This window comes from Collimonas pratensis, from assembly GCF_001584185.1.
Taxonomy (GTDB): Bacteria; Pseudomonadota; Gammaproteobacteria; order Burkholderiales; family Burkholderiaceae_D; genus Collimonas; species Collimonas pratensis.
The window spans coordinates 1,722,110-1,742,536 of record NZ_CP013234.1 but is presented as its reverse complement, the minus strand read 5'-3'; the positions used below and the strand labels follow the sequence as shown (position 1 = coordinate 1,742,536).

Below are 20,427 nucleotides of genomic sequence, written 5' to 3'. Positions count from 1 at the left end.
ACCGTCTCAAATATGGAACGTCATGGATCTCAATGCCTTGCGTGAATTCACCATGGTCGCCCTGCATGGCGGTTTCGGCGCCGCCAGCCGCCAGGCCGGCATCCCCAAGGCCAGCCTGTCGCGCCGTGTTCGGCAGCTGGAAGACGAACTCGGCGTGCGCCTGATCGACCGCTGCAACCATGCCTTCCGCTTGACGCCGGAAGGTGAATTGCTGCGGCAAGACGCGGCGCCCCTGATCGCCGAACTGGCGCAGTTGGAGGAACGCATGCATCCAGACCAGGAACCGTGCGGGCCGCTACGCATCAGCGCACCAATGCTGCTGGCCCATTCGACCTTGGGGGCACTGGCGGCGGAATATCGCAAACGCTATCCGCAGGTGCAGCTGGAGATTGTCGGCGAAGACCGTTTTGTCGATCTGATCATCGAAGGCTACGACGCCGTCATCCGCGCCAACCCGCAAGAAAACGCCGACTATATCGGCCGCTGCTTCCTGCGCGAACGGCAGGTGCCGGAGCGCTTTCCCGATGCCCGCATGGGCTGACGGCAAACTGCCCGCCGATATCAGCGCAGCGTGCGGGAATCCTCGGCCTGCAGCTTCGGCTTCCACAACGACCAGCCGAGATTCATACCGGCCGCCGCGATCAGGATGGCGGCGGCGCCCAGCAATTGGCTCGGCTGCAGCCGGTGGCCGAAAGCCAGATAGTCGACCAGGATGGCGACCACCGGATAGATGAAGGTCAGCGAGCCGGTCAGGTGCGTCGGCAGCTTCTGGATCGCGCCGTACAGCAGGATATACATCAGCCCGGTATGCACCACGCCCACCGTCAGCAAGATGCTCCAGGCATGGACGCCGGACGGCAATGCCGACAAGTGCGCAAACGGCGCCAGCATCAGGATGCCGACACACACCTGTACCAGAGCGATCAGGTGCGGCGGCGTGCCGGCCAGTTTCTTGGTGATGATGGCGGCGATCGCATAGCAGAACGCCGCGCCCAGCGCCATCAGGATGCCGGCAACATAATTGCTGCCGCCGGCGCCTGCGTCCGGCTTGGCCTGCACGATCAGCAGCATGCCGCCGAAGGCCAGCGCCAGCCAGGTCAGCTTGGCGACGGTCAGGCGTTCGGCGAAGAACACAGCGCCGAGCGCCACCAGCATGAAGGGCTGGGTGTTATACACCGCAGTGGAAATCGCAATCGTTGCGCGCGAGTACGATCCGAACAGCAGCAACCAGTTGAGCACGATCGCCACGCCGCCAAGCGCCGCCAGGGCCAGCAAGCGCCAGTTGAAAGCGCCGCGCAGCAGTCCCAGCGCCGCGCACACCGCCAGCAGCGTCGCCGCGCCGAACACGCAGCGCCAGAACACCACGTCCAGCACCGGCTGGCCCGAGACCACCACGAACCAGCCGATGGTTCCAGAGATCACCATCGCCGCCGTCATCTCTATCGTGCCGCTTACTTTCTTGTCCATGCATCTTCCCTGGAAAACGTGAGGAAATGATAATCGCATTTAGTTGCGACGTTTTCCATGCCTGTGAAAAGGATTTTTGTCGGATTTGCCTTACTATATAAGGCAAGTTCGAAAATCTTCCAAGGAATCGAAAATGCTCAACAATATGGACCAGCGCATCCTGGAAATCCTGCAGGGCGATGCCCGCATTTCGCTGAAAGACCTGGCGGCGCAAGTCGGCCTGTCCTCCCCCAGCGTCTCGGAACGGCTGCAGCGACTGGAAGAGCGCGGCGTCATCCGCGCCTTCACCATCGACATCGATCCTCAGGCGCTGGGCTACCAGCTGCAAGCCATTGTCCGCATCCGCCCGCTGCCCGGCAAGCTGCAAGCGGTGCAGAAGCTGATCGAACAGACGCCCGAATTCTGCGAATGCGACAAGGTGACCGGCGAGGATTGCTTCATCGCTCGCCTGTTCGTCCGTTCCATCGCCCAGCTTGACCAGATCATCGACCGCATCGCCGACAAGGCCGAGACCAACACCGCCATCGTCAAGGCGCAGCCGATCAAGCGCCGGCCGCCGCCATTCGGCCTGACCTGAGTGCCCTGCCCCTATTCGTCGTCCAGGGCCGCGAAGCGCTGCGCCAGATAATCCACCAGGCTGCGCACCGACGGCAGCAAGCCGCGGCGCGAAGGAAACACGGCATGGATGATATCGTTGCGCGGCGCCCAGCCGGGTAGCAGGCGTACCAAACTGCCGTCCGCCAGTTGATCATGCACCATCATGCGCGGTAGCTGCACGATGCCGACCCCAGCCCGCGCCGCGTCGCGCAAGGCGATCATGTCGCCGGTGAGGAAGCGCGGTGTATGGTGCACGCTGGCTTGCGCGCCATCCGGCCCCAGCAGGTCCCAGACATGGGTCTGCTGCGGCGCCCCCAGCGCCAGGCTCGGCCAGTCGTTGAGCTCGGCCGGCGCGCGCGGCAAGGGCCGCCCCGCGCACAGCGCACGGCTGGCGACCAGGCACTGGCCGCGCTCGGCCAGCACCCGCAGCACCAGATCGCTGTCGGCCAGCGGCGGCGGCCGCACCCGGATCGCAATATCGATCGCTTCCGCCACCAGGTCGACACGGCGGTTGGTCGCCTCCAGATGCAGCGTGACGCGCGGATGGCTGACCATGAAATCGGCCAGCATGACGCTGACATTTGCCTGCAGCAAAGTGACCGGGCAACTGATGCGGACCACGCCGCGCGGCTCGGCCCGGGTGATGTCGATCGCATCCTGGGCGCACTCGGCTTCCACCAGCATCGCCTTGCAATGTTCGTAGTAAGTCTGGCCGACTTCCGTCACTGAAAAGCGGCGCGTGGTCCGCTGCAGCAGCCTCACGCCCAGCCGCTCTTCCAGCAGCGCAATGCGCCGGCTGAGCTTGGACTTGGGCATGCCGAGCGCGCGCCCGGCCGGGGCAAAGCCGCCATGTTCGACTACCTGGGCATAGTAGTAGAGGTCGTTCAGATCCTGCATCCGGCTCTCCTCATCGTTCTTAATATAGAACACTGAGGATGAATTTTACACTCTACCGCCCCCATCGTTCCTGCTCTATTATTCTTACATCAACAATTTTTGCAACCTTTGCAAGGAGATGGAAATGAAAAAAGTCCTCGGCGTCTATAGCGCACCCCGCCCACACTGGGTCGGCGACGGTTTTCCGGTGCGTTCGATGTTTTCCTATAACAGCCACGGCAAGCAGCTGAGCCCGTTCCTGCTGCTGGATCACGCCGGACCGGTCGATTTCAACCCGGCCAAGAAGCCGCGCGGCGTCGGCCAGCATCCGCATCGCGGCTTTGAAACCGTGACCATCGTCTACAAGGGCGAAGTGGCGCATCGCGACTCGACCGGCCAGGGCGGCCTGATCGGTCCCGGCGATGTGCAGTGGATGACTGCTGGTGCAGGCATCTTGCACGAAGAATTTCATTCGGAAGAGTTCACCCGTACCGGCGGCGCCATGGAAATGGTGCAGCTGTGGGTCAACCTGCCGGCCAAGGACAAGATGACGGCGCCCGGCTACCAAGCCATACGCAATGCCGACATCCCGGTAGTGGCTTTGCCGGACCAAGCTGGCACGGTGCGCGTGATCGCCGGCAGTTTCGACGGCCATGCCGGCCCTGCGCATACCTACAGCCCGATGAATGTGTGGGACCTGCGGCTGGCGCAAGGCGGCGTGACTGAGCTGACGCTGCCGGACAGCTGGAACTCGGCCCTGATCGTGCTGCACGGTACGGTGCTGGTGAACGGTGAAACCGTCAGCCGTGAATCGCAGATGGTTCTGCTGGACGCCGGCGGCAGCAAGCTCGCGCTGGAAGCCAACAACGACGCTGTGGTGCTGCTGCTGAGCGGCGAGCCTATCGATGAGCCTATCGTCGGCCATGGCCCGTTCGTGATGAACAGCGAGGAAGAAATCGTCCAGGCTTTCACGGACTTCAAGAACGGGCGGTTTGTGCCAGCGCCAGCGCAGCCCTAATCCACCGGCTGCTGCACGCAATATCCTGTCGGCCCAAAATGGCCGGCAGGATATTTTTTATCCGCACTCCTCCGATTCGGCCGAGAACTCTCAGCAGCTCAATATATTTCCTTAAAGATATTTTTTAGCAAGCTCATCAAACTGCCATGCCCCACTCCGGTGCAACCGGCATTCCGCCCCCTTCATTGCATGTCAATCGCTAACATTTTGTTGGTGCTAAAACCCAACTGCGAATAAACTTCATCCTTTGAGATGAAATTTCATCCCTTGGGATGAAAGCAGCCTTCATCCAGGCAAGCATAGCCCGCCAAAATTGGCAATCTGCAAACGAATTCAGTGAATTCAGCGCGCCCTTAAGCTTGGTGAAAGCAAACACCAATATCATGTGGCGGCACCAACCAACGCATCAACCGCTAGGAGAGTTACAGTGACTGCAAGTAAATCGACCATCATCTATACCCTGACCGACGAGGCGCCGCTGCTGGCGACCGCTTCTTTCCTGCCTATTATCAAGACTTTCGCCGCACCGGCAGGGATAGACGTCGTCAAGAGCGACATTTCGGTGGCCGCGCGGATTCTTGCCGAGTTTTCCGACAACCTCAAGCCCGAGCAGAAAGTGCCGGACAACCTGGCTGAACTGGGCCGCCTGACCCAGCTCCCGGAAACCAACATCATCAAGCTGCCGAACATCAGCGCCTCGGTGCCGCAGCTGATCGCGGCGATCCGCGAACTGCAGGCCGGCGGCTATAACATCCCGGACTTCCCGGAAGATCCGAAGTCGGATGAAGACAAGGCGATCCAGAAGCGCTATTCGAAGATCATCGGCAGCGCCGTCAACCCGGTCCTGCGCGAAGGCAATTCCGACCGCCGCGCGCCGGCTGCCGTAAAACGCTACGCGCGCAAGCACCCGCACTCGATGTCCAAGTGGAGCCCCGCTTCGCGCACCCACGTTTCACACATGCACGGCGGCGATTTCTACGCCAGCGAAAAATGCATGACGCTGGCCGAAGCCTGCGATGTCCGCATGGAACTGGTGACCAAGGCCGGTGAAACCATCGTTCTCAAGAACAAGGTGTCGCTGCTGGCCGGCGAAATCATCGACAGCATGTTCATGAGCAAGAAGGCCCTGTGCGCCTTCTACGAAGAACAGATGGAAGATGCGCGCGAAACCGGCGTCATGCTGTCGCTGCACGTCAAGGCGACCATGATGAAGGTGTCGCACCCGATCGTGTTCGGCCACGCCGTCAAGATTTTCTACAAGGACGCTTTCGCCAAGCACGGCAAATTGTTCGAAGAACTGGGCGTGAACGCCAACAACGGCCTCTCCAGCGTCTACGAAAAGATCGCCACCCTGCCGGAATCCAAGCGCGATGAAGTGATCAAGGACCTGCACGCCTGCCACGAACACCGTCCGGAACTGGCGATGGTCGATTCGGCCAAGGGCATCTCCAACCTGCACGCGCCGAACGACGTCATCGTCGACGCTTCGATGCCGGCGATGATCCGCCTGGGCGGCAAGATGTGGGGCGCCGACGGCCGTCCGAAGGACACCAAGGCAGTGATCCCGGAAAGCACCTTCGCCCGTATTTATCAAGAGATGATCAATTTCTGCAAGACCAACGGCGCTTTCAATCCGACCACCATGGGCACTGTACCGAACGTCGGCCTGATGGCGCAAAAGGCGGAAGAATACGGTTCGCACGACAAGACCTTCGAAGTACCGGCCGACGGCGTGGCCCGTATCGTCAAGCTGGACGGCACTGTACTGCTGGAACAGAACGTTGAAGAAGGCGACATCTGGCGCATGTGCCAGGTCAAGGACGAGCCGATCCGCGACTGGGTCAAGCTGGCCGTAAACCGTGCGCGCCTGTCCGGCATGCCGGCGATTTTCTGGCTGGACGAGTACCGTCCGCACGAAGCTGAACTGATCAAGAAGGTGCGCGCCTACCTGAAAGAATACGACCTCGCCGGCCTCGACATCCAGATCATGTCGCAGGTACGCGCCATGCGCTACACGCTGGAACGCGTGATCCGCGGCAAGGACACTATCTCGGTTACCGGCAACATCCTGCGCGACTACCTGACCGACCTGTTCCCGATCATGGAACTGGGCACCAGCGCCAAGATGCTGTCGATCGTGCCGCTGATGGCGGGCGGCGGCATGTTTGAAACCGGCGCCGGCGGCTCCGCGCCTAAGCATGTCAAGCAACTGGTGGAAGAAAATCACCTGCGCTGGGATTCGCTGGGCGAGTTCCTGGCGCTGGCGGTTTCGCTGGAAGACATGGGCATCAAGACCGGCAACAGCAAGGCCAAGATCCTGGCGAAAACCCTGGACGACGCCACCGGCAAGCTGCTCGACAACAACCAGTCGCCATCGCCACGCACCGGCGAGCTGGACAATCGCGGCAGCCAGTTCTACCTGGCCCTGTACTGGGCGCAGGCGCTGGCGGCACAGACCGAAGACAAGGAACTGCAATCCCATTTCGCCCTGCTGGCCAAGACCCTGACCGAGAACGAGCAAAAGATCGCCGCCGAACTCAAGGACGTGCAAGGCCAAGCAGTGGACATCGGTGGCTACTTCCTGCCTGACCCGAAGAAGATGGAAGCGATCATGTGCCCAAGCGCTACCTTCAATGCAGCGTTGAGCGCCGCGCGCGTCTGACGGTAAAGCAGGCAGACGGATCTGCGCAGTGCTGCAGATTCGTGCCTGCAAGCCGCGATCGCCGGATGCAAATCCGGCACGCATGAAAAACGCCCCGTTCGCGTAAGCTAACGGGGCGTTTTTTTGCATCCAGCTGATAACAGTGATTTGTTACGCTTTAAAGATGCGCTGCCAATGGCGGCATCTTTACCGATAAAGGAGAAGACTCCTGAGACCCAGTCCTATCTGGAAAGTGGCCCCGGCGAAAGGTGAATCAACTCGTTTATCGGCTCCCGCAAGGGAAGCAGCGACGTATCAAAAACTGCTGCTGACGGCAGCATCCATACCGATAAAGGAGAAGACTCCCGAGACCCAGTCCTATCTGGAAAGTGGTCTCGGCGAAAGGTGAATCTACTCGTTTATCGGTTCCTGCAAGGGAAACAGGCTCGCTCAAGAAATGCTGCCAACAGCAGCATCCTTACCGATAAAAGAGAAGACTCCCAAGACCCAGTCCTATCTGGAAAGTGGTCTCGGCGAAAGGTGAATCTACTCGTTTATCGGTTCCTGCAAGGAGAACGATCTTGCCGCGACAGCGGCAACTCCATGGAAATCATGCAGACGTGAAAACACACGTTGCACATCAGGAGAAAAATCAAGGTGGGATTTTCTTACTGAACCGACCAGGAAGGTAAGATACCTTCCTGGCCTGGCATTTGGAGCGGGAGAAGAGGCTCGAACTCTCGACCTCAACCTTGGCAAGGTTGCGCTCTACCAACTGAGCTACTCCCGCGTAAGGAGTTTTTGGAGGCGGGGGTCGGGATCGAACCGGCGTAAACGGCTTTGCAGGCCGCTGCATAACCACTTTGCTACCCCGCCAGGGGTGTTGCGCCAAAATACTAAATCAATATTGGTGTATCACCTTCTACAACCAATATCTCGTTCAAGCTTAATAAAAAAAGGAAGCTTTACCAGCTTCCTTTTTTTGAATCTGGAGCGGGAGAAGAGGCTCGAACTCTCGACCTCAACCTTGGCAAGGTTGCGCTCTACCAACTGAGCTACTCCCGCATTTTGTTTCTTTTTACTACGCCATTTCTGCATCAACTACAGAGACGACATTATAGTTGATCTACAGAGTTTGTCAACGAAATTTGAAATTTTTCACCAACTTTTTTCAAATCGCCGACTTTTACTTCACGGCTTGTTGTTTTCACTGCTTACTGCCGTACTCTCTTTGATTAATGGCCAGGCTTTACGCAAATAGTAAAACATCGACCACACCGTGAGCACCGCAGCAATCAGCAAAAGCACCTGTCCCCAGAAACGGGTATCGATGCCAAACAGATCGCCATAATACAACAACATTGGGATTGCTACCATCTGTGCGGTGGTTTTAATTTTCCCGATAGAGCTGACCGCCACCGATTTCGAGGCGCCGATCTGCGCCATCCATTCACGCAAGGCGCTGATCGCAATCTCGCGGCCGATGATAACAAAAGCAATGATCGGATCGACTCGTCCCAGGTGCACCAGCACCAGCAAAGCGCCGGCTACCATCAGCTTGTCCGCGACCGGATCGAGGAAGGCGCCGAAGGCCGAGGTCTGGTTCCAGCGCCGCGCCAGGAAGCCGTCGAACCAGTCGGTGACGGCGGCGACGATAAAGATGATGGTCGAAGCCAGGCCCAATTGCAATGTCGTAAAACCGAGATCAGGAAGATAGAAAACGCCGACCACCAGCGGGATCAATGCAACCCGCAGCCAGGTCAGTAAAATCGGAATATTGAATGGCATAAATAAGGCATAAATAGTTTTATTGGTAAGGAAGCCGCTGCGCTAATTATCTAGGAGTATGGAGCTGTTGGGAAATAAATCCTGCAAATGCAACAAGTAGCGCTTCAATTGCAACACATGTCCGATTAAAACTTGATTTGCACGATGCGTCCAAGGTAAATATCCAGCACCCGCCTTAATGCAGCTGACGGTAAATTTCCTCCGCCAGTTGCCGCGAAATGCCTTCCACCGAAGCGATATCCTCGATGCTGGCATCCGCCACACCACGCAGGCCGCCGAAGCGCGCCAGCAGTTTCTGGCGGCGCTTGGCGCCGATGCCTTCGATCTCTTCCAAACGCGAGCTCTGGCGCGTCTTGGCGCGTTTGGCGCGCATGCCGGTGATGGCGAAGCGATGCGCCTCGTCGCGGATCTGCGCGATCAGCATCAGGGCAGCCGATTCCTTGCCCAGCTCGCGCGCCGCGCGGCCGTCGGCAAAGATCAGGGTTTCGAGCCCGACCTTGCGCCCTTCCCCTTTGGCGACACCAACGATCAGGCTGATATCCAGCCCCAGCTCAGCCAGCACCTGGCGCGCCATTTCCACCTGTCCCTTGCCGCCGTCGATCAGCACGATGTCGGGCATGACGCCATCGCCGTTCGCCACCTTCTCGTAGCGGCGCATCAGCACCTGGCGCATCGCCGCGTAATCGTCGCCGGGGGTGATGTCCTTGATATTGTAGCGGCGGTATTCGCCGTTCTGCATGGCGTGGTGATGGAACACCACGCAAGATGCCTGGGTTGCCTCGCCCGAGGTATGGCTGATATCGAAACACTCAGCGCGCAGGCTATCGATATCTTCCACTTCAAGACCCAGGACTTCGACCAGCGCCCGCGTGCGGGCCTGCTGCGAACCCTGCTCCGACAGCAACCGGGCCAGCGAAATCTCGGCGCCCTTGTGCGCCATTTCCAGCCACTGGCGGCGCTGCCCTTGCGGCTGGAACAGCAGGTTGATTCGGTGGCCGCATTGCTCCATCAGCGCCACCATCAGCGCCGGTTCGTCGAACTCGGTGTTGAGGATCAGGATGCCGGGAATGAACATGTCGATGTAGTGCTGCGCCAGGAAAGCTTTCAGCACCGCCGCCTCGATCGACTCGACTGAGGCTTCCTCCGGACTCGACAGGGCACCATCGACGTGGCTGGGAAAATACGCGCGGTCGCCCAGGTGGCGGCCGCCGCGCACCATCGCCAGGTTGACGCAGGCGCGCCCGCCTTGGACGATGACGGCGATGATGTCGATATCGCTGTCGCCCACGGTTTCCATGCTTTGCTGGTGCAGCACGCGCGATAGCGAGGTGATCTGGTTGCGCACGCCGGCCGCCTGCTCGAACTTGAGTTCGGCCGCATAGGCATGCATTTTTTGCTCCAGCGTAGACAGCACTTCGGTCTGACGGCCGCGCAGGAATTTGGCGGCGTTGTCGACATCAGTCAGGTAGTCTTCATGGCTGACAAGCTTGACGCAAGGCGCGCTGCAGCGCTGGATCTGGTGCAGCAGGCAAGGCCGCGTACGGTTAGCGAACACGCTGTCCTCGCAGGTGCGCAGCAGGAATACCTTCTGCAGGATCTGCATCGACTCCTTGACCGCCCAGGCATTCGGAAACGGGCCGAAGTACTGATTCTTCTTGTCGACCGCGCCGCGGTAGTAGGCCATGCGCGGATATTCCTGGTTGCTGATCTTCAGGTAGGGATAGGATTTATCGTCACGAAACAGAATGTTGTAGCGCGGCTGCAGCGACTTGATCAGATTGCTTTCCAGGATCAGCGCCTCGGCTTCGCTGCGCGTCACCGTGGTTTCCAGGCGGGCGATGCGCTCCACCATCATGGCGGTGCGCGGGCTGGCCAGATTCTTCTGGAAATAACTGGATACGCGCTTCTTCAGGTCGCGCGCCTTGCCGACATACAGGATATTGTCGGCGGCGTCGAAATAGCGGTACACGCCGGGCAGGTTCGGCAGCTTGGCGACGGTTTCCAGCACCAGCGCGCGCGCATCGGGGATCATGGCTTCGCTCATGGGATTCTGCTCACTCAGGTCAGCAACGACTGCGTCAGCGACCTTGCGGCCTGGTAGCGGGCGTCGGCCTGCAACGCATCCCAGCCGAGCGCCGCGCTTTGCGGCAGCAATGCCATCAGGCGGGTGCGCGAAGCGGCGGCACGCTCGTCGTCCATGACGCTGTCGAGCCCGCTCAGCAGCTGGTCGGCCTTGTCCGGCGAATTGCAGATCAGGACCACATCGCAGCCAGCCTGCAATGCCGCCTTAGCGCCATCCAGCACACCGCCGGCGGAACTGGCGGCCTGCATGCTGAGATCGTCGCTGAAAATCACGCCGCCGAAACCGATATCGTGGCGCAGGATGTCCAGCCATTTTCTGGAAAATCCAGCCGAGTGCTGGTCCACTTTAGAATAGATCACATGCGCCGGCATCACTGCCGCCAGGCTCATGCCGAGCCAGTCGTAAGGCTTGACGTCTTCCTCCATGATCTGTTCCAGGCTGCGCTCATCGATCGGCAGCGACAAATGTGAATCGCCTTCGACGAAGCCATGACCGGGGAAATGCTTACCGCAATTCGCCATGCCGGCCAGCGCCAGGCCGTGATTCAGGCTCTTCGCCAACAGTGTCACCACGCGCGCATCGCGATGGAAAGCGCGTTCGCCGATGACGGTGGAATCGCCGTAATCGAGATCCAGCACCGGCGTAAACGACAGGTCGACGCCGCAGGCGCGCAGCTCGCTGGCCAGCACGAAGCCGACCGCGGTAGCCGCCTTGGTGGCCGCCAGCACGTCTTTATCCCACAACTGCCCGAGCAGGCGCATCGCCGGCAAGCGAGTGAAACCATCGGTGCGGAAACGCTGGACGCGGCCGCCTTCGTGATCGACCGCAATCAGGATGCCTGGGCGCGCCGCATGGATCGCTGCAGTCAGCGCGCATAGCTGGGCACGATCCTGGTAATTGCGGGTAAACAGAATCACGCCGCCGGCCAGCGGGTGCTGGATGCGGCGGAGATCGTCCGCACTCAAGCTGGTGCCGACGACGTCCAGCATAACTGGACCCAGCGGCTGTTTTACTACGGAATTGCCACCACTCATTTTTGCTCCACAATGACGAAGGCGACTGCGTATTCGACTTCATCGGTAATCGATACCTGCGCAGTCAGGCCCTTCTGTTGCATGTATTCTTCCAGCGCCGGATTGACCACCACGATCGGCTTGCCGCTGGGCGCGTTCAAGGTCTGCATGGCGCGCCAGGTCATCGGCATCTTCATGCCCAGTCCGAGCGCTTTGGAAAACGCTTCTTTGGCGGCAAAGCGGGTCGCCAGGAAACGAATCCCACGCGCTTCCACCTTGGCTTTGCGCTGCAGGTATTTTTCCATTTCCTGCGGGCCAAGGATCTTTTGCGCGAAGCGGTCGCCGTTGCGCTGCAGCGCCGCCGCGATGCGGGGGATCTGGATGATGTCGGTGCCGATGCCGTAAATCATGCTGATTTTTCCTGTTGAAATTTCATAAAGCACGACAAAACCACAACCCGGTTTTTCTTCGCGCTTACGCCACACAGCTAACTGAGCTAACTGAGCTAACTGGGGTCAGAGTGAACTTTCTGCGCGCCTTTTGCAGAAACTTCACTCTGACCCCACTTAGCGGGCTACGGAGTACATGCCGCATCGCTGGGGAAAAAACACGCAGCGCGTTCTTTCTTTCTCCGAATCCGTCATGTGGGGTCAGAGTCGAGTTTCGCAATAAAACGCTGCGAAAGTCGACTCTGACCCCAGATGACTCCCGCCCCCAGATGACTCTGTCAGCTTAGCACCAGGTTCAATTCGGTTTTGGCGAATGCGCTAAACGCGCTTTCACCATCAGCGCCTTCATTTCGCTGACCGCAGCCTGCCAGCCGACAAACACCGCATGCGCAACAATCGCATGGCCGATGTTCAGTTCGGCTATATCCGGAATCGCTGCGATGGCCTGCACATTGGTGTAATGCAGGCCATGGCCTGCATTCACCTTGAGACCGCGCCGCATGCCCTCTTGCACTGCGCGCTGCACCCGCTCCAGTTCGGCGCGCTGCTCGGCTTCATCGTGGGCTTCGGCATAGCGGCCGGTGTGCAATTCAATCACCGGCGCGCCGACTTCGGCGGCGGCCTGGATCTGGTCGGCTTCGGGATCGATGAACAGGCTGACGCGTATACCCTCGCCCTGCAGTTGGCGCACCGCAGCCTGCACCAGAGTGAAATGCTTGACCACGTCGAGCCCGCCTTCAGTGGTCAGCTCGTGCCGGCTTTCCGGCACCAGGCAGGAATCCTGCGGTTTGATTTTGCAGGAAAAATCAATCATTTCCTGGGTCACGGCAGCTTCCAGGTTCATCCGCGTGCGCAGCTGCGGACGAATCAATTCGACATCGGCGTCGCGGATGTGACGGCGGTCTTCGCGCAGGTGCAAAGTGATGGCGTCGGCGCCCGCCTCTTCCGCCAGCAGCGCTGCCCGCAATGGATCCGGGTAGGTGGTGCCGCGCGCATTGCGCAGCGTGGCGACGTGATCGATATTGATGCCAAGGTCGATGATCGACGATGTGGGATTGAGATAGCTCATCGCAGGCTTAGTGGTTAGATGGGTTGATCGAGTATCAAGATTGCATTAATTCTGCCGTGCTGGCAATGCCTCAGGCGTTACGGGGCGTTTCCAGTTCAAGACAAAGAATGCCATGGCGCCCGCCACCAGTCCCCAGAACGCGGCGCCGACGCCGAACAGGGTGACGCCGGAGGCGGTCACCAGGAAAGTGATCAGCGCCGCTTCACGCTGGCTGTCGTTGGCCATTGCCATGGTCAGGCTGTTGGCGATGGTGCCGAACAGCGCCAGGCCGGCAATCGCCAGCACCAGTTCTTGCGGGAAGGCGGCAAACAGCGCGCCGACGGTGGCGCCGAACACGCCCACCAGCAGATAAAAACCGCCGGCCGCCACTGCCGCCCAATAGCGCTTGGCAGGATCCTCGTGCGCTTCCTTGCCCATGCAGATGGCGGCGGTGATCGCCGCCAGGTTGAGCGAGAAGCAGCCGAACGGCGCCAGCACCAGCGTGGTCAACCCGGTCCAGGTCAGCAGCGGAGAAATCGGCGTGCGGTAGCCGGAGGCCCGTATCACCGCCACGCCGGGCGCATTCTGCGAAGCCATGGTGACCACGAACAAGGGAATGCCGACGCCGATGATGGTCGACCAGGAAAAGCTCGGCATGGTAAATACCGGCGCTGCCCAGGCGAAATGGAAATGCTCGAAATGCAGCAGGCCGCGGCTGGCCGCCAGCGCCACGCCGATCAGCAGCACGATGATGATGGCGTAACGCGGCAGCCAGCGCTTGCACAGCAGATAGACCATGAACATGGCGAACACCATGAGGAATTGCGGCTTCATGGCGACGAATACGTTCATGCCGAAATGTGCCAGGATGCCTGCCAGCATGGCGGCGGCAATCGATAGCGGGATCTTGCCCATGGCGCGCTCGAACCAGCCGGTGACACCGCACAAGGTGACCAGGGCGGCGGCGAACATGAAGGCGCCGATCGCTTCCGCCATCGGAATGCCGGACAGGCTGGTGACCAGCAAGGCCGCACCTGGCGTCGACCAGGCGGTGACCACCGGCGCCTTGTAGCGCAGCGACAAGCCGATGCAGGTCAGCCCCATGCCGAGGCCCAGCGCCAGCATCCAGGAACTGATCTGCTGTGGCGTGGCGCCGGCGGCAGCAGCTGCCTGCAGGACGATTACAGCGGAACTCGTGAAACCTACCAGCACCGTGACAAAACCGGCGGCGACGCTAGACCAGGGGAAATTTTTCATCGGCTATCTACTATGGCTATCTGCTTTTCAGGCGGCTGCTTGCGCTGTTCTATAACTGCATCAGGTCGATCAGGATCTGGCGGGTATTTAAGGGTGCGCCGCCCAGATGATGCGCCAGCAGGAAGCGCATCAGCACTTTGCTTTGCGTCTGGGTGACAGGATCGCTGTAATCCTCGCGCTCCATGTCGAGCAAGGTCTTGCCGCTGACGCGCGGCCAGGCATCGGCCGCGCGCGCCAGCCGCGGGCCGCGCTCGGGGTCGACCACGTAGCTTTCGACCGGATCGACCGGCTGGCGACTACTGGTACAGCGAGTGAAATCGCCGGCCACCCCGGTCTGCTTGAGCAGCGCTCTTTCAAACTGGCGCAGGACGATCGGGGCCGGTTCCAGATGGGCCAGCTGATTCAGGGTGGTGACGTAATGATTGAATAAGACAGCATGCGGATCGTCGCGGGCCACCAGCTTGACCAGCAATTCATTGAGATAGAAGCCGCACAGCAGCGCCGACTTTTCCAGCGGCAGCAGGCCGCCTACCCATTCGGCGGCGATCAAAGTGCGGATTTCGGATTTGCCGCTCCAGCTCAGCGACAGCGGCTGGAAGGTTTGCAGGACGCCGCGCAATTTAGAGAGAGGACGCTTGGCGCCTTTGGCGACCAAGGCAATGCGGCCATAGTCGCGCGTGAAGACATCGATGATCAGACTGGTTTCGCGGTGCGGATAGCTGTGCAGCACGAAGCCCGGTTGGGCTGTGACGCGGGTATCGCGTTCCGGGGTCTTGGCGCGCCGCCTGGGCGCGGCCGCAGCCGGACCGGGAGCAACGCTGATCAGCACCGCGCCATCCTCCGGCAGTGCTTGCTCGGCATCGGCTTCAGCGATGATCGCGTTCATGTCCGGCAGGTGGCTGGGGAGTGGTTGGGGTGGCTTATTCGTAGCCGTAAGCGCGCAGTCCGGCCTCGTTGTCGGCCCAGCCGGATTTCACCTTGACCCAGATTTCCAGGTAGACCGGACCGCCGAACAGGCGCTCCATGTCGAGCCGCGCCTGGGTGGAGATATCCTTGAGGCGCGCGCCCTTCTGGCCGATCACCATCGATTTGTGGGTATCGCGCTCCACCAGGATCGCCGCAAACACGCGGCGCAGGTTGCCTTCCAGCTCGAATTTCTCGATCAGCACGGTGCTGGTGTACGGCAGTTCATCGCCGACAAAACGGAAGACTTTTTCACGGACGATTTCGGCGGCGAGGAATTTTTCGCTGCGGTCGGTAATGTCGTCCTCGCCGAACATCGGCGGATTGGCCGGCAGGTGTTTGCGGATCTCGCCTTGCAGGTTATCCAGCTGGAAGCGCAGCTTGGCCGATACCGGCACCACCGCGGCAAAGTCGCGCATGGCGGCGATCTTCTGTGCGAACGGCAGCAGCACGGCCTTGTCCTTGACGCGGTCCGACTTGTTGATGACCAGGATGCAAGGCACGTTGGCCGGCAGCAGCGCCATCACTTGCTGGTCGGCCGGACCGAAAGTGCCGGCTTCGATGATGTAGAGGATGACGTCGGCCGCCGTCAGCGTGGTGGTCACGGTGCGGTTCAGCGTCTTGTTCAGCGCATTCGAGTGGCGGGTCTGGAAACCGGGCGTATCGACGTAGACGAACTGGGTATCGGCGACGGTCTGGATGCCGGTAATCCGGTGCCGCGTGGTTTGCGCCTTGCGCGAGGTAATGCTGACCTTGGCCCCGATCAGTTCATTCATCAGGGTCGACTTGCCTACATTGGGGCGACCGACAATCGCGATATAGCCGCAACGAAAATCAGCTGCCGGCGATGCTGCGCTTGGTGCCTGGGGTGTAGAGTCTGTCATGCGGTTTTCGATTTACTCGTAGTATGGGGTGCTGCATTAGGGGTGGGTACAGTCGCCGCGGCAGGGTTGCCTGCTGCAACGACGGATTCGGTGGCGGCATGGGCTGCCGCCGTGCCGCTCTTGGTCGCGGCGGCTGGGGCAACGCCTTCGGCACTGCCATTGGCGGCCTTGGCAGCCACCTTCAGCGGCGCTTCCGCCTGCGTTTTTTCCTTGACCGCGCCGCCGCTCTTGGCAGCGGCGCCGGCGGTTTCTGCCGGCAGCGCTACGGCAGCGCTCGCCGCCTCCGGTGCATCCGGCTGGATCGTGGCAATGCCGCTCAGTTTCAGTTGCGCAGTGCGCGGCTTGGCTTTTTTTGCGGCCGAGGGAGCTTTGACAAAGGCTTTTTGCACGGCCTCCAGCGCTAGCTTTGCTGCGGCCTGTTCGCCGGCGCGACGACTGCCGCCGCTGCCGAACACCTGGATATCCAGCTTCGGCACCAGGCATTCGATTTCAAATTCCTGGTTGTGCGCGGCGCCATGCGTAGCCACCACATTGTATTGCGGCAAAGCGATCTTTTTCCCTTGCAGGTATTCCTGCAGCAAGGTCTTGGCATCCTTGCCCAGAGTCTTGGGATCGACCGTATCCAGAATCGGGATGTACAGGGCGCGGATCACATCCCGTGCGGCGTCGAAGCCGGCATCCAGGAAAATTGCGCCGAACAAGGCTTCCAGCGTATCGGCCAGGATCGAGGGACGGCGGAAGCCGCCCGATTTCAGCTCGCCTTCGCCCAGCCGCAGGAATTGCGACAACTCCAGCCTTTGTGCGATTTCATACAGCGATTGCTGCTTGACCAGATTGGCCCGCACCCGCGACAAGTCGCCTTCGTCTATCTTGGTGTAACGGTCAAACAGCAGGGACGCGACCACGCAGTTGAGGATCGAATCGCCGAGAAACTCCAAACGCTCGTTATGCAAGGTGCTATGGCTGCGATGCGTCAAGGCCTGCTGCAGTAGCGTAGCATCCTTAAAAGTGTGGCCTAGCCGATTTTGCAATAACATGAGGTCCATTTTTTTCGTCGACCCAAAAGGTCGCCGTCTGCTGCCGTTGTTGTCTGATGCGGTTATTCGACGCTGCTGTTCGACGCTACTGTCCTGCGCTGTTACTCGACGCCGTTATTTGACGCCGTTATTCAATCATATTGCCGTTTTACTATTTTGCCGTGCTGCCGGCATAGTCGATCAGCAAGCTGACCGGCCCGACCAGCGGAATCTTTTTCTGGTACGCGAAGCTGATCTGGATATCGTCGCCGTTCTTGCTGATGTCCAGGTCCTTGCCTGAGATCGCATCGATATAGCCCACTTCCGCCTGCTTGTTAAACGCGTTCTGGATTTCCTGCACCGTGGTGCCGGCCGTCTTGGCGCTGACAATTGCCTTCTTGATAGAAAAATATTCGATCGTGGTCGGCGTCACCTTGGCTACCAGCACGCCGATACACCCGAGTACTGCCAAAACAACGATCAAGCCAAATAATGTGATGCCTTGCTGCTTGCGTGGTGCTCCAGACATTCTTGTCATCCCTGACTCCGCTTTCGATTATTTGATTTATTTAAAGAAAGTAAAAATACGCTTGAAATTACCCAGGTTCATCCAGACCAGGAATGCCTTTCCGACAATATTTTCATCCGGCACGAATCCCCAGTAACGGCTGTCTTCGCTATTATCCCGATTATCCCCCATCATGAAATAATTTCCAGCAGGAACAGTACAGGTAAAGCCTTCCGGGTTATAGGAACAGGCATCCTTGTTAGGAAAATCCATCACGCTTTCCAGCGAAATCGGCGGCCGGTTGCTGCGCACCGCGATCGTATGTTGTACGTTTGACAGGTTCTCCGTGTACTGCTGGGAGTAATCCAGGCTGTCTTCATTCAGGTAATCAGGCAACGGCGTATAAGAAAGAGCTTGACCATTAATTGTTAAGCGCTTGTTTTGGTAAGTTATTTTATCACCGGGCACCCCAACCACGCGTTTGATGTAGTCGAGCGACATATCCTTCGGATATTTGAACACCATCACATCGCCGCGCTGCGGATGATTCATCTCGATCACTTTTTTATTGAGGATCGGCAGACGGATGCCGTAAGTGAATTTGTTCACCAGGATCAGATCGCCCACCAGCAAGGTCGGCACCATCGAACTGGATGGAATCTTGAACGGCTCATACAGGAACGAACGCAGGAAGAACACCATGGCGATCACCGGGAAGAAGCTGCCCGAATATTCGACCCAGGTCGGCTGGCGCAGCAGGTCTGCTTCCAGCGCGGCGCGGCCGCTGTTTTCCAGCTTGATGCCGTCGGCGCTCAGCTTGGCATTGCGCGCATCGAATTCGGCCAGCGCGGCGTCAGCCTTGGCACGCCGCTGCCCGCTCAGGACGAAGCGGTCATAAAACCAGATAACGCCGGTGACGACGGTCAGGACAAACAAGATTAATGCGAAATTTCCTAAGATCGATTGCAATGTCATTTTTCATCCACTTGTAAGATTGCCAGGAATGCTTCTTGCGGGATCTCGACGGAACCCACCTGCTTCATGCGTTTTTTACCGGCCTTCTGCTTCTCCAGCAGTTTGCGCTTGCGGCTGATGTCGCCACCGTAGCACTTGGCCAGCACGTTCTTGCGCAGCGCCTTGACGTTCTCGCGCGAAATGATGTTGGCGCCAATGGCGGCCTGGATCGCGACGTCGAACATCTGGCGCGGAATCAGTTCGCGCATCTTGGCGGCCACGGCACGGCCGCGGTACTGGCTGTTGGCGCGGTGGACGATGATCGCCAGGGCGTCGACTTTTTCGCTATTGATCAGCATGTCGACCTTGACCACGTCGGCCGAGCGGTATTCCTTGAACTCGTAGTCCATCGAGGCATAACCGCGCGAGGTCGATTTCAGGCGGTCGAAGAAATCCAGCACCACTTCGGCCATCGGGATTTCATAGGTCAGCTTGACCTGCTTGCCGTGGTAGCTCATGTCGATCTGCTGCCCGCGCTTCTGGGTACACAGCGTAATGACTGAGCCGACATATTCTTGCGGCATGTACAGGTTGACCGTGACGATAGGCTCGCGCACTTCTTCGATATTCGACGGATCCGGCATCTTCGACGGATTGTCGACCAGCATGATGGTGCCGTCGCGCTTGACGACTTCGTAGATCACGGTCGGCGCGGTGGTGATCAGGTCCATGTCGAACTCGCGCTCGAGACGTTCCTGGACGATTTCCATGTGCAGCAAGCCGAGGAAGCCGCAGCGGAAGCCGAAGCCCAGCGCCTGCGAAACTTCAGGTTCGTATTGCAGGGCGGCGTCGTTCAGTTTGAGTTTTTCCAGCGAGTCGCGCAGCGCATCGTACTGGTTGGCTTCGACCGGGAACAGGCCGGCGAACACTTGCGGCTGCACTTCCTTGAAGCCAGGCAGCGCTTCAGCCGCGGGCTTGGACGCCAGCGTGACTGTATCGCCTACCTTGGCCGCCTTCAGTTCCTTGATGCCGGCGATGATGAAACCCACCTGGCCGGCGGACAGCGATTCGCGCGACTGCGATTTCGGTGTGAACACGCCGACGCTTTCGGTCAGATGCTGGGAGCCGGTGGCCATCAGCAGGATCTTGTCCTTCGGCCGCAGCGTACCGTTCTTGATACGCACCAGCATGACGACGCCGACATAGTTGTCGAACCAGGAGTCGACGATCAGCGCTTGCAAAGGTGCATCCGGATCGCCCTTCGGCGGCGGCACCTTGACGATCAGCGACTCCAGCACTTCGCGCACACCGAGGCCGGTCTTGGCCGAGCAGTGCACGGCGTCGTGGGCGTCGATGCCGATCACGTCTTCGATTTCGGCGATGGCATTGTCCGGGTCGGCGGATGGCAAGTCGATCTTGTTCAGCACCGGCACCACTTCCACGCCCAGATCGAGCGCGGTGTAGCAGTTGGCCACGGTTTGCGCTTCCACCCCTTGCGAGGCATCGACCACCAGCAGCGCGCCTTCGCAGGCCGACAGCGAACGGCTGACTTCGTAGCTGAAGTCGACGTGGCCCGGGGTGTCGATCAGGTTCAGGTTGTAGATCTGGCCATCCATCGCCTTGTAAGTCAGGGCCGCGGTCTGGGCCTTGATGGTGATGCCGCGCTCGCGCTCGATATCCATGGAGTCCAGTACCTGGGCCTCCATCTCGCGGTCGGACAAGCCGCCGCAAGACTGGATGATACGGTCCGCCAGGGTAGATTTACCGTGGTCGATGTGGGCGATGATGGAGAAATTACGGATGTTGTTCATTGACAGACGCGATTACAAAAAAAGCGCTCTGAGCCGGGCTCAGTGCGGTGTCTT

Annotated in this window: 18 protein-coding genes and 3 tRNA genes; 4 read left to right on the top strand and 17 right to left on the bottom strand. The window is 59.6% G+C overall.

Annotated elements, in window-relative coordinates:
- Window positions 1-22: 22 nt before the first annotated feature.
- Window positions 23-541, top strand: coding sequence for a LysR family transcriptional regulator (locus tag CPter91_RS07960; RefSeq protein WP_061939103.1), 519 nt, complete (start codon window positions 23-25; stop codon window positions 539-541).
- 20 nt (window positions 542-561) lie between these two features.
- Here CPter91_RS07960 and CPter91_RS07955 read toward each other — a convergent pair whose 3' ends face one another.
- Window positions 562-1,467, bottom strand: coding sequence for a DMT family transporter (locus CPter91_RS07955; protein ID WP_061939101.1), 906 nt, complete (start codon window positions 1,465-1,467; stop codon window positions 562-564).
- Between the two features lie 133 nt (window positions 1,468-1,600).
- Here CPter91_RS07955 and CPter91_RS07950 point away from each other — a divergent pair, with 133 nt between their 5' ends.
- Window positions 1,601-2,044: an Lrp/AsnC family transcriptional regulator gene (locus CPter91_RS07950; protein ID WP_061939099.1), complete on the top strand. Its 444-nt coding sequence runs from the start codon at window positions 1,601-1,603 to the stop codon at window positions 2,042-2,044.
- An 11-nt stretch (window positions 2,045-2,055) separates the two neighbouring features.
- Here CPter91_RS07950 and CPter91_RS07945 read toward each other — a convergent pair whose 3' ends face one another.
- Window positions 2,056-2,961 carry a LysR family transcriptional regulator gene (locus CPter91_RS07945; RefSeq protein WP_061939098.1) on the bottom strand — a complete coding sequence of 302 codons (906 nt, stop codon included), beginning with the start codon at window positions 2,959-2,961 and terminating at the stop codon, window positions 2,056-2,058.
- 124 nt (window positions 2,962-3,085) lie between these two features.
- On the opposite strand from CPter91_RS07945, the gene CPter91_RS07940 reads away from it, so the two are divergent.
- Both CPter91_RS07940 and CPter91_RS07935 read left to right on the top strand, forming a co-directional pair.
- Window positions 3,086-3,958 (top strand): pirin family protein, encoded by an 873-nt coding sequence (locus CPter91_RS07940; protein WP_061939096.1) that lies wholly within the window; start codon window positions 3,086-3,088, stop codon window positions 3,956-3,958.
- Window positions 3,959-4,385: 427 nt separating this feature from the next.
- A complete protein-coding gene (locus tag CPter91_RS07935; RefSeq protein WP_061939094.1) occupies window positions 4,386-6,620 on the top strand; it encodes an NADP-dependent isocitrate dehydrogenase in 2,235 nt (744 codons plus the stop codon).
- 693 nt (window positions 6,621-7,313) lie between these two features.
- On the opposite strand, the gene CPter91_RS07930 is transcribed toward CPter91_RS07935, so the two are convergent.
- The 15 genes from CPter91_RS07930 to lepA form a co-directional block, all read right to left on the bottom strand.
- Window positions 7,314-7,389: transfer RNA gene (locus tag CPter91_RS07930), tRNA-Gly, on the bottom strand.
- 12 nt (window positions 7,390-7,401) lie between these two features.
- A tRNA-Cys gene (locus CPter91_RS07925) sits at window positions 7,402-7,475 on the bottom strand.
- 113 nt (window positions 7,476-7,588) lie between these two features.
- Window positions 7,589-7,664 (bottom strand) — tRNA-Gly (locus CPter91_RS07920).
- 126 nt (window positions 7,665-7,790) lie between these two features.
- A complete protein-coding gene (pgsA, locus tag CPter91_RS07915; protein WP_061939092.1) occupies window positions 7,791-8,387 on the bottom strand; it encodes a CDP-diacylglycerol--glycerol-3-phosphate 3-phosphatidyltransferase in 597 nt (198 codons plus the stop codon).
- Window positions 8,388-8,562: 175 nt separating this feature from the next.
- Complete coding sequence (gene uvrC / locus CPter91_RS07910; RefSeq protein ID WP_061939090.1) at window positions 8,563-10,431, bottom strand: excinuclease ABC subunit UvrC; 1,869 nt, start codon at window positions 10,429-10,431, stop codon at window positions 8,563-8,565.
- A 14-nt stretch (window positions 10,432-10,445) separates the two neighbouring features.
- Complete coding sequence (gene nagZ, locus CPter91_RS07905; protein ID WP_061939087.1) at window positions 10,446-11,504, bottom strand: beta-N-acetylhexosaminidase; 1,059 nt, start codon at window positions 11,502-11,504, stop codon at window positions 10,446-10,448.
- The gene (gene acpS / locus CPter91_RS07900) at window positions 11,501-11,893 is read right to left on the bottom strand and encodes a holo-ACP synthase (protein WP_061939085.1); all 393 of its coding nucleotides are present in this window, start codon (window positions 11,891-11,893) and stop codon (window positions 11,501-11,503) included. Before acpS ends, nagZ begins: the two co-directional genes overlap by 4 nt.
- A gap of 334 nt (window positions 11,894-12,227) precedes the next feature.
- Window positions 12,228-13,001 carry a pyridoxine 5'-phosphate synthase gene (pdxJ, locus tag CPter91_RS07895; RefSeq protein ID WP_061939084.1) on the bottom strand — a complete coding sequence of 258 codons (774 nt, stop codon included), beginning with the start codon at window positions 12,999-13,001 and terminating at the stop codon, window positions 12,228-12,230.
- Between the two features lie 45 nt (window positions 13,002-13,046).
- A complete protein-coding gene (locus tag CPter91_RS07890) occupies window positions 13,047-14,237 on the bottom strand; it encodes a benzoate/H(+) symporter BenE family transporter (protein ID WP_061939082.1) in 1,191 nt (396 codons plus the stop codon).
- 49 nt (window positions 14,238-14,286) lie between these two features.
- Window positions 14,287-15,123: a DNA repair protein RecO gene (gene recO / locus CPter91_RS07885; protein ID WP_061939080.1), complete on the bottom strand. Its 837-nt coding sequence runs from the start codon at window positions 15,121-15,123 to the stop codon at window positions 14,287-14,289.
- A gap of 34 nt (window positions 15,124-15,157) precedes the next feature.
- Window positions 15,158-16,084, bottom strand: coding sequence for a GTPase Era (gene era, locus CPter91_RS07880; RefSeq protein WP_061939078.1), 927 nt, complete (start codon window positions 16,082-16,084; stop codon window positions 15,158-15,160).
- On the bottom strand, window positions 16,081-17,130 hold the full coding sequence (gene rnc, locus CPter91_RS07875; RefSeq protein ID WP_061939076.1) for a ribonuclease III: 1,050 nt from the start codon (window positions 17,128-17,130) through the stop codon (window positions 16,081-16,083). Before rnc ends, era begins: the two co-directional genes overlap by 4 nt.
- Before the next feature lie 142 nt (window positions 17,131-17,272).
- Complete coding sequence (locus CPter91_RS07870) at window positions 17,273-17,638, bottom strand: DUF4845 domain-containing protein (protein WP_061939074.1); 366 nt, start codon at window positions 17,636-17,638, stop codon at window positions 17,273-17,275.
- 27 nt (window positions 17,639-17,665) lie between these two features.
- Window positions 17,666-18,583, bottom strand: coding sequence for a signal peptidase I (gene lepB, locus CPter91_RS07865; RefSeq protein ID WP_061939072.1), 918 nt, complete (start codon window positions 18,581-18,583; stop codon window positions 17,666-17,668).
- Entirely contained in the window at window positions 18,580-20,373 is a 1,794-nt protein-coding gene (gene lepA / locus CPter91_RS07860) for a translation elongation factor 4 (RefSeq protein ID WP_061939070.1), read from the bottom strand. The genes lepB and lepA overlap by 4 nt, the downstream gene beginning before the upstream one ends.
- Between the last annotated feature and the right edge of the window lie 54 nt (window positions 20,374-20,427).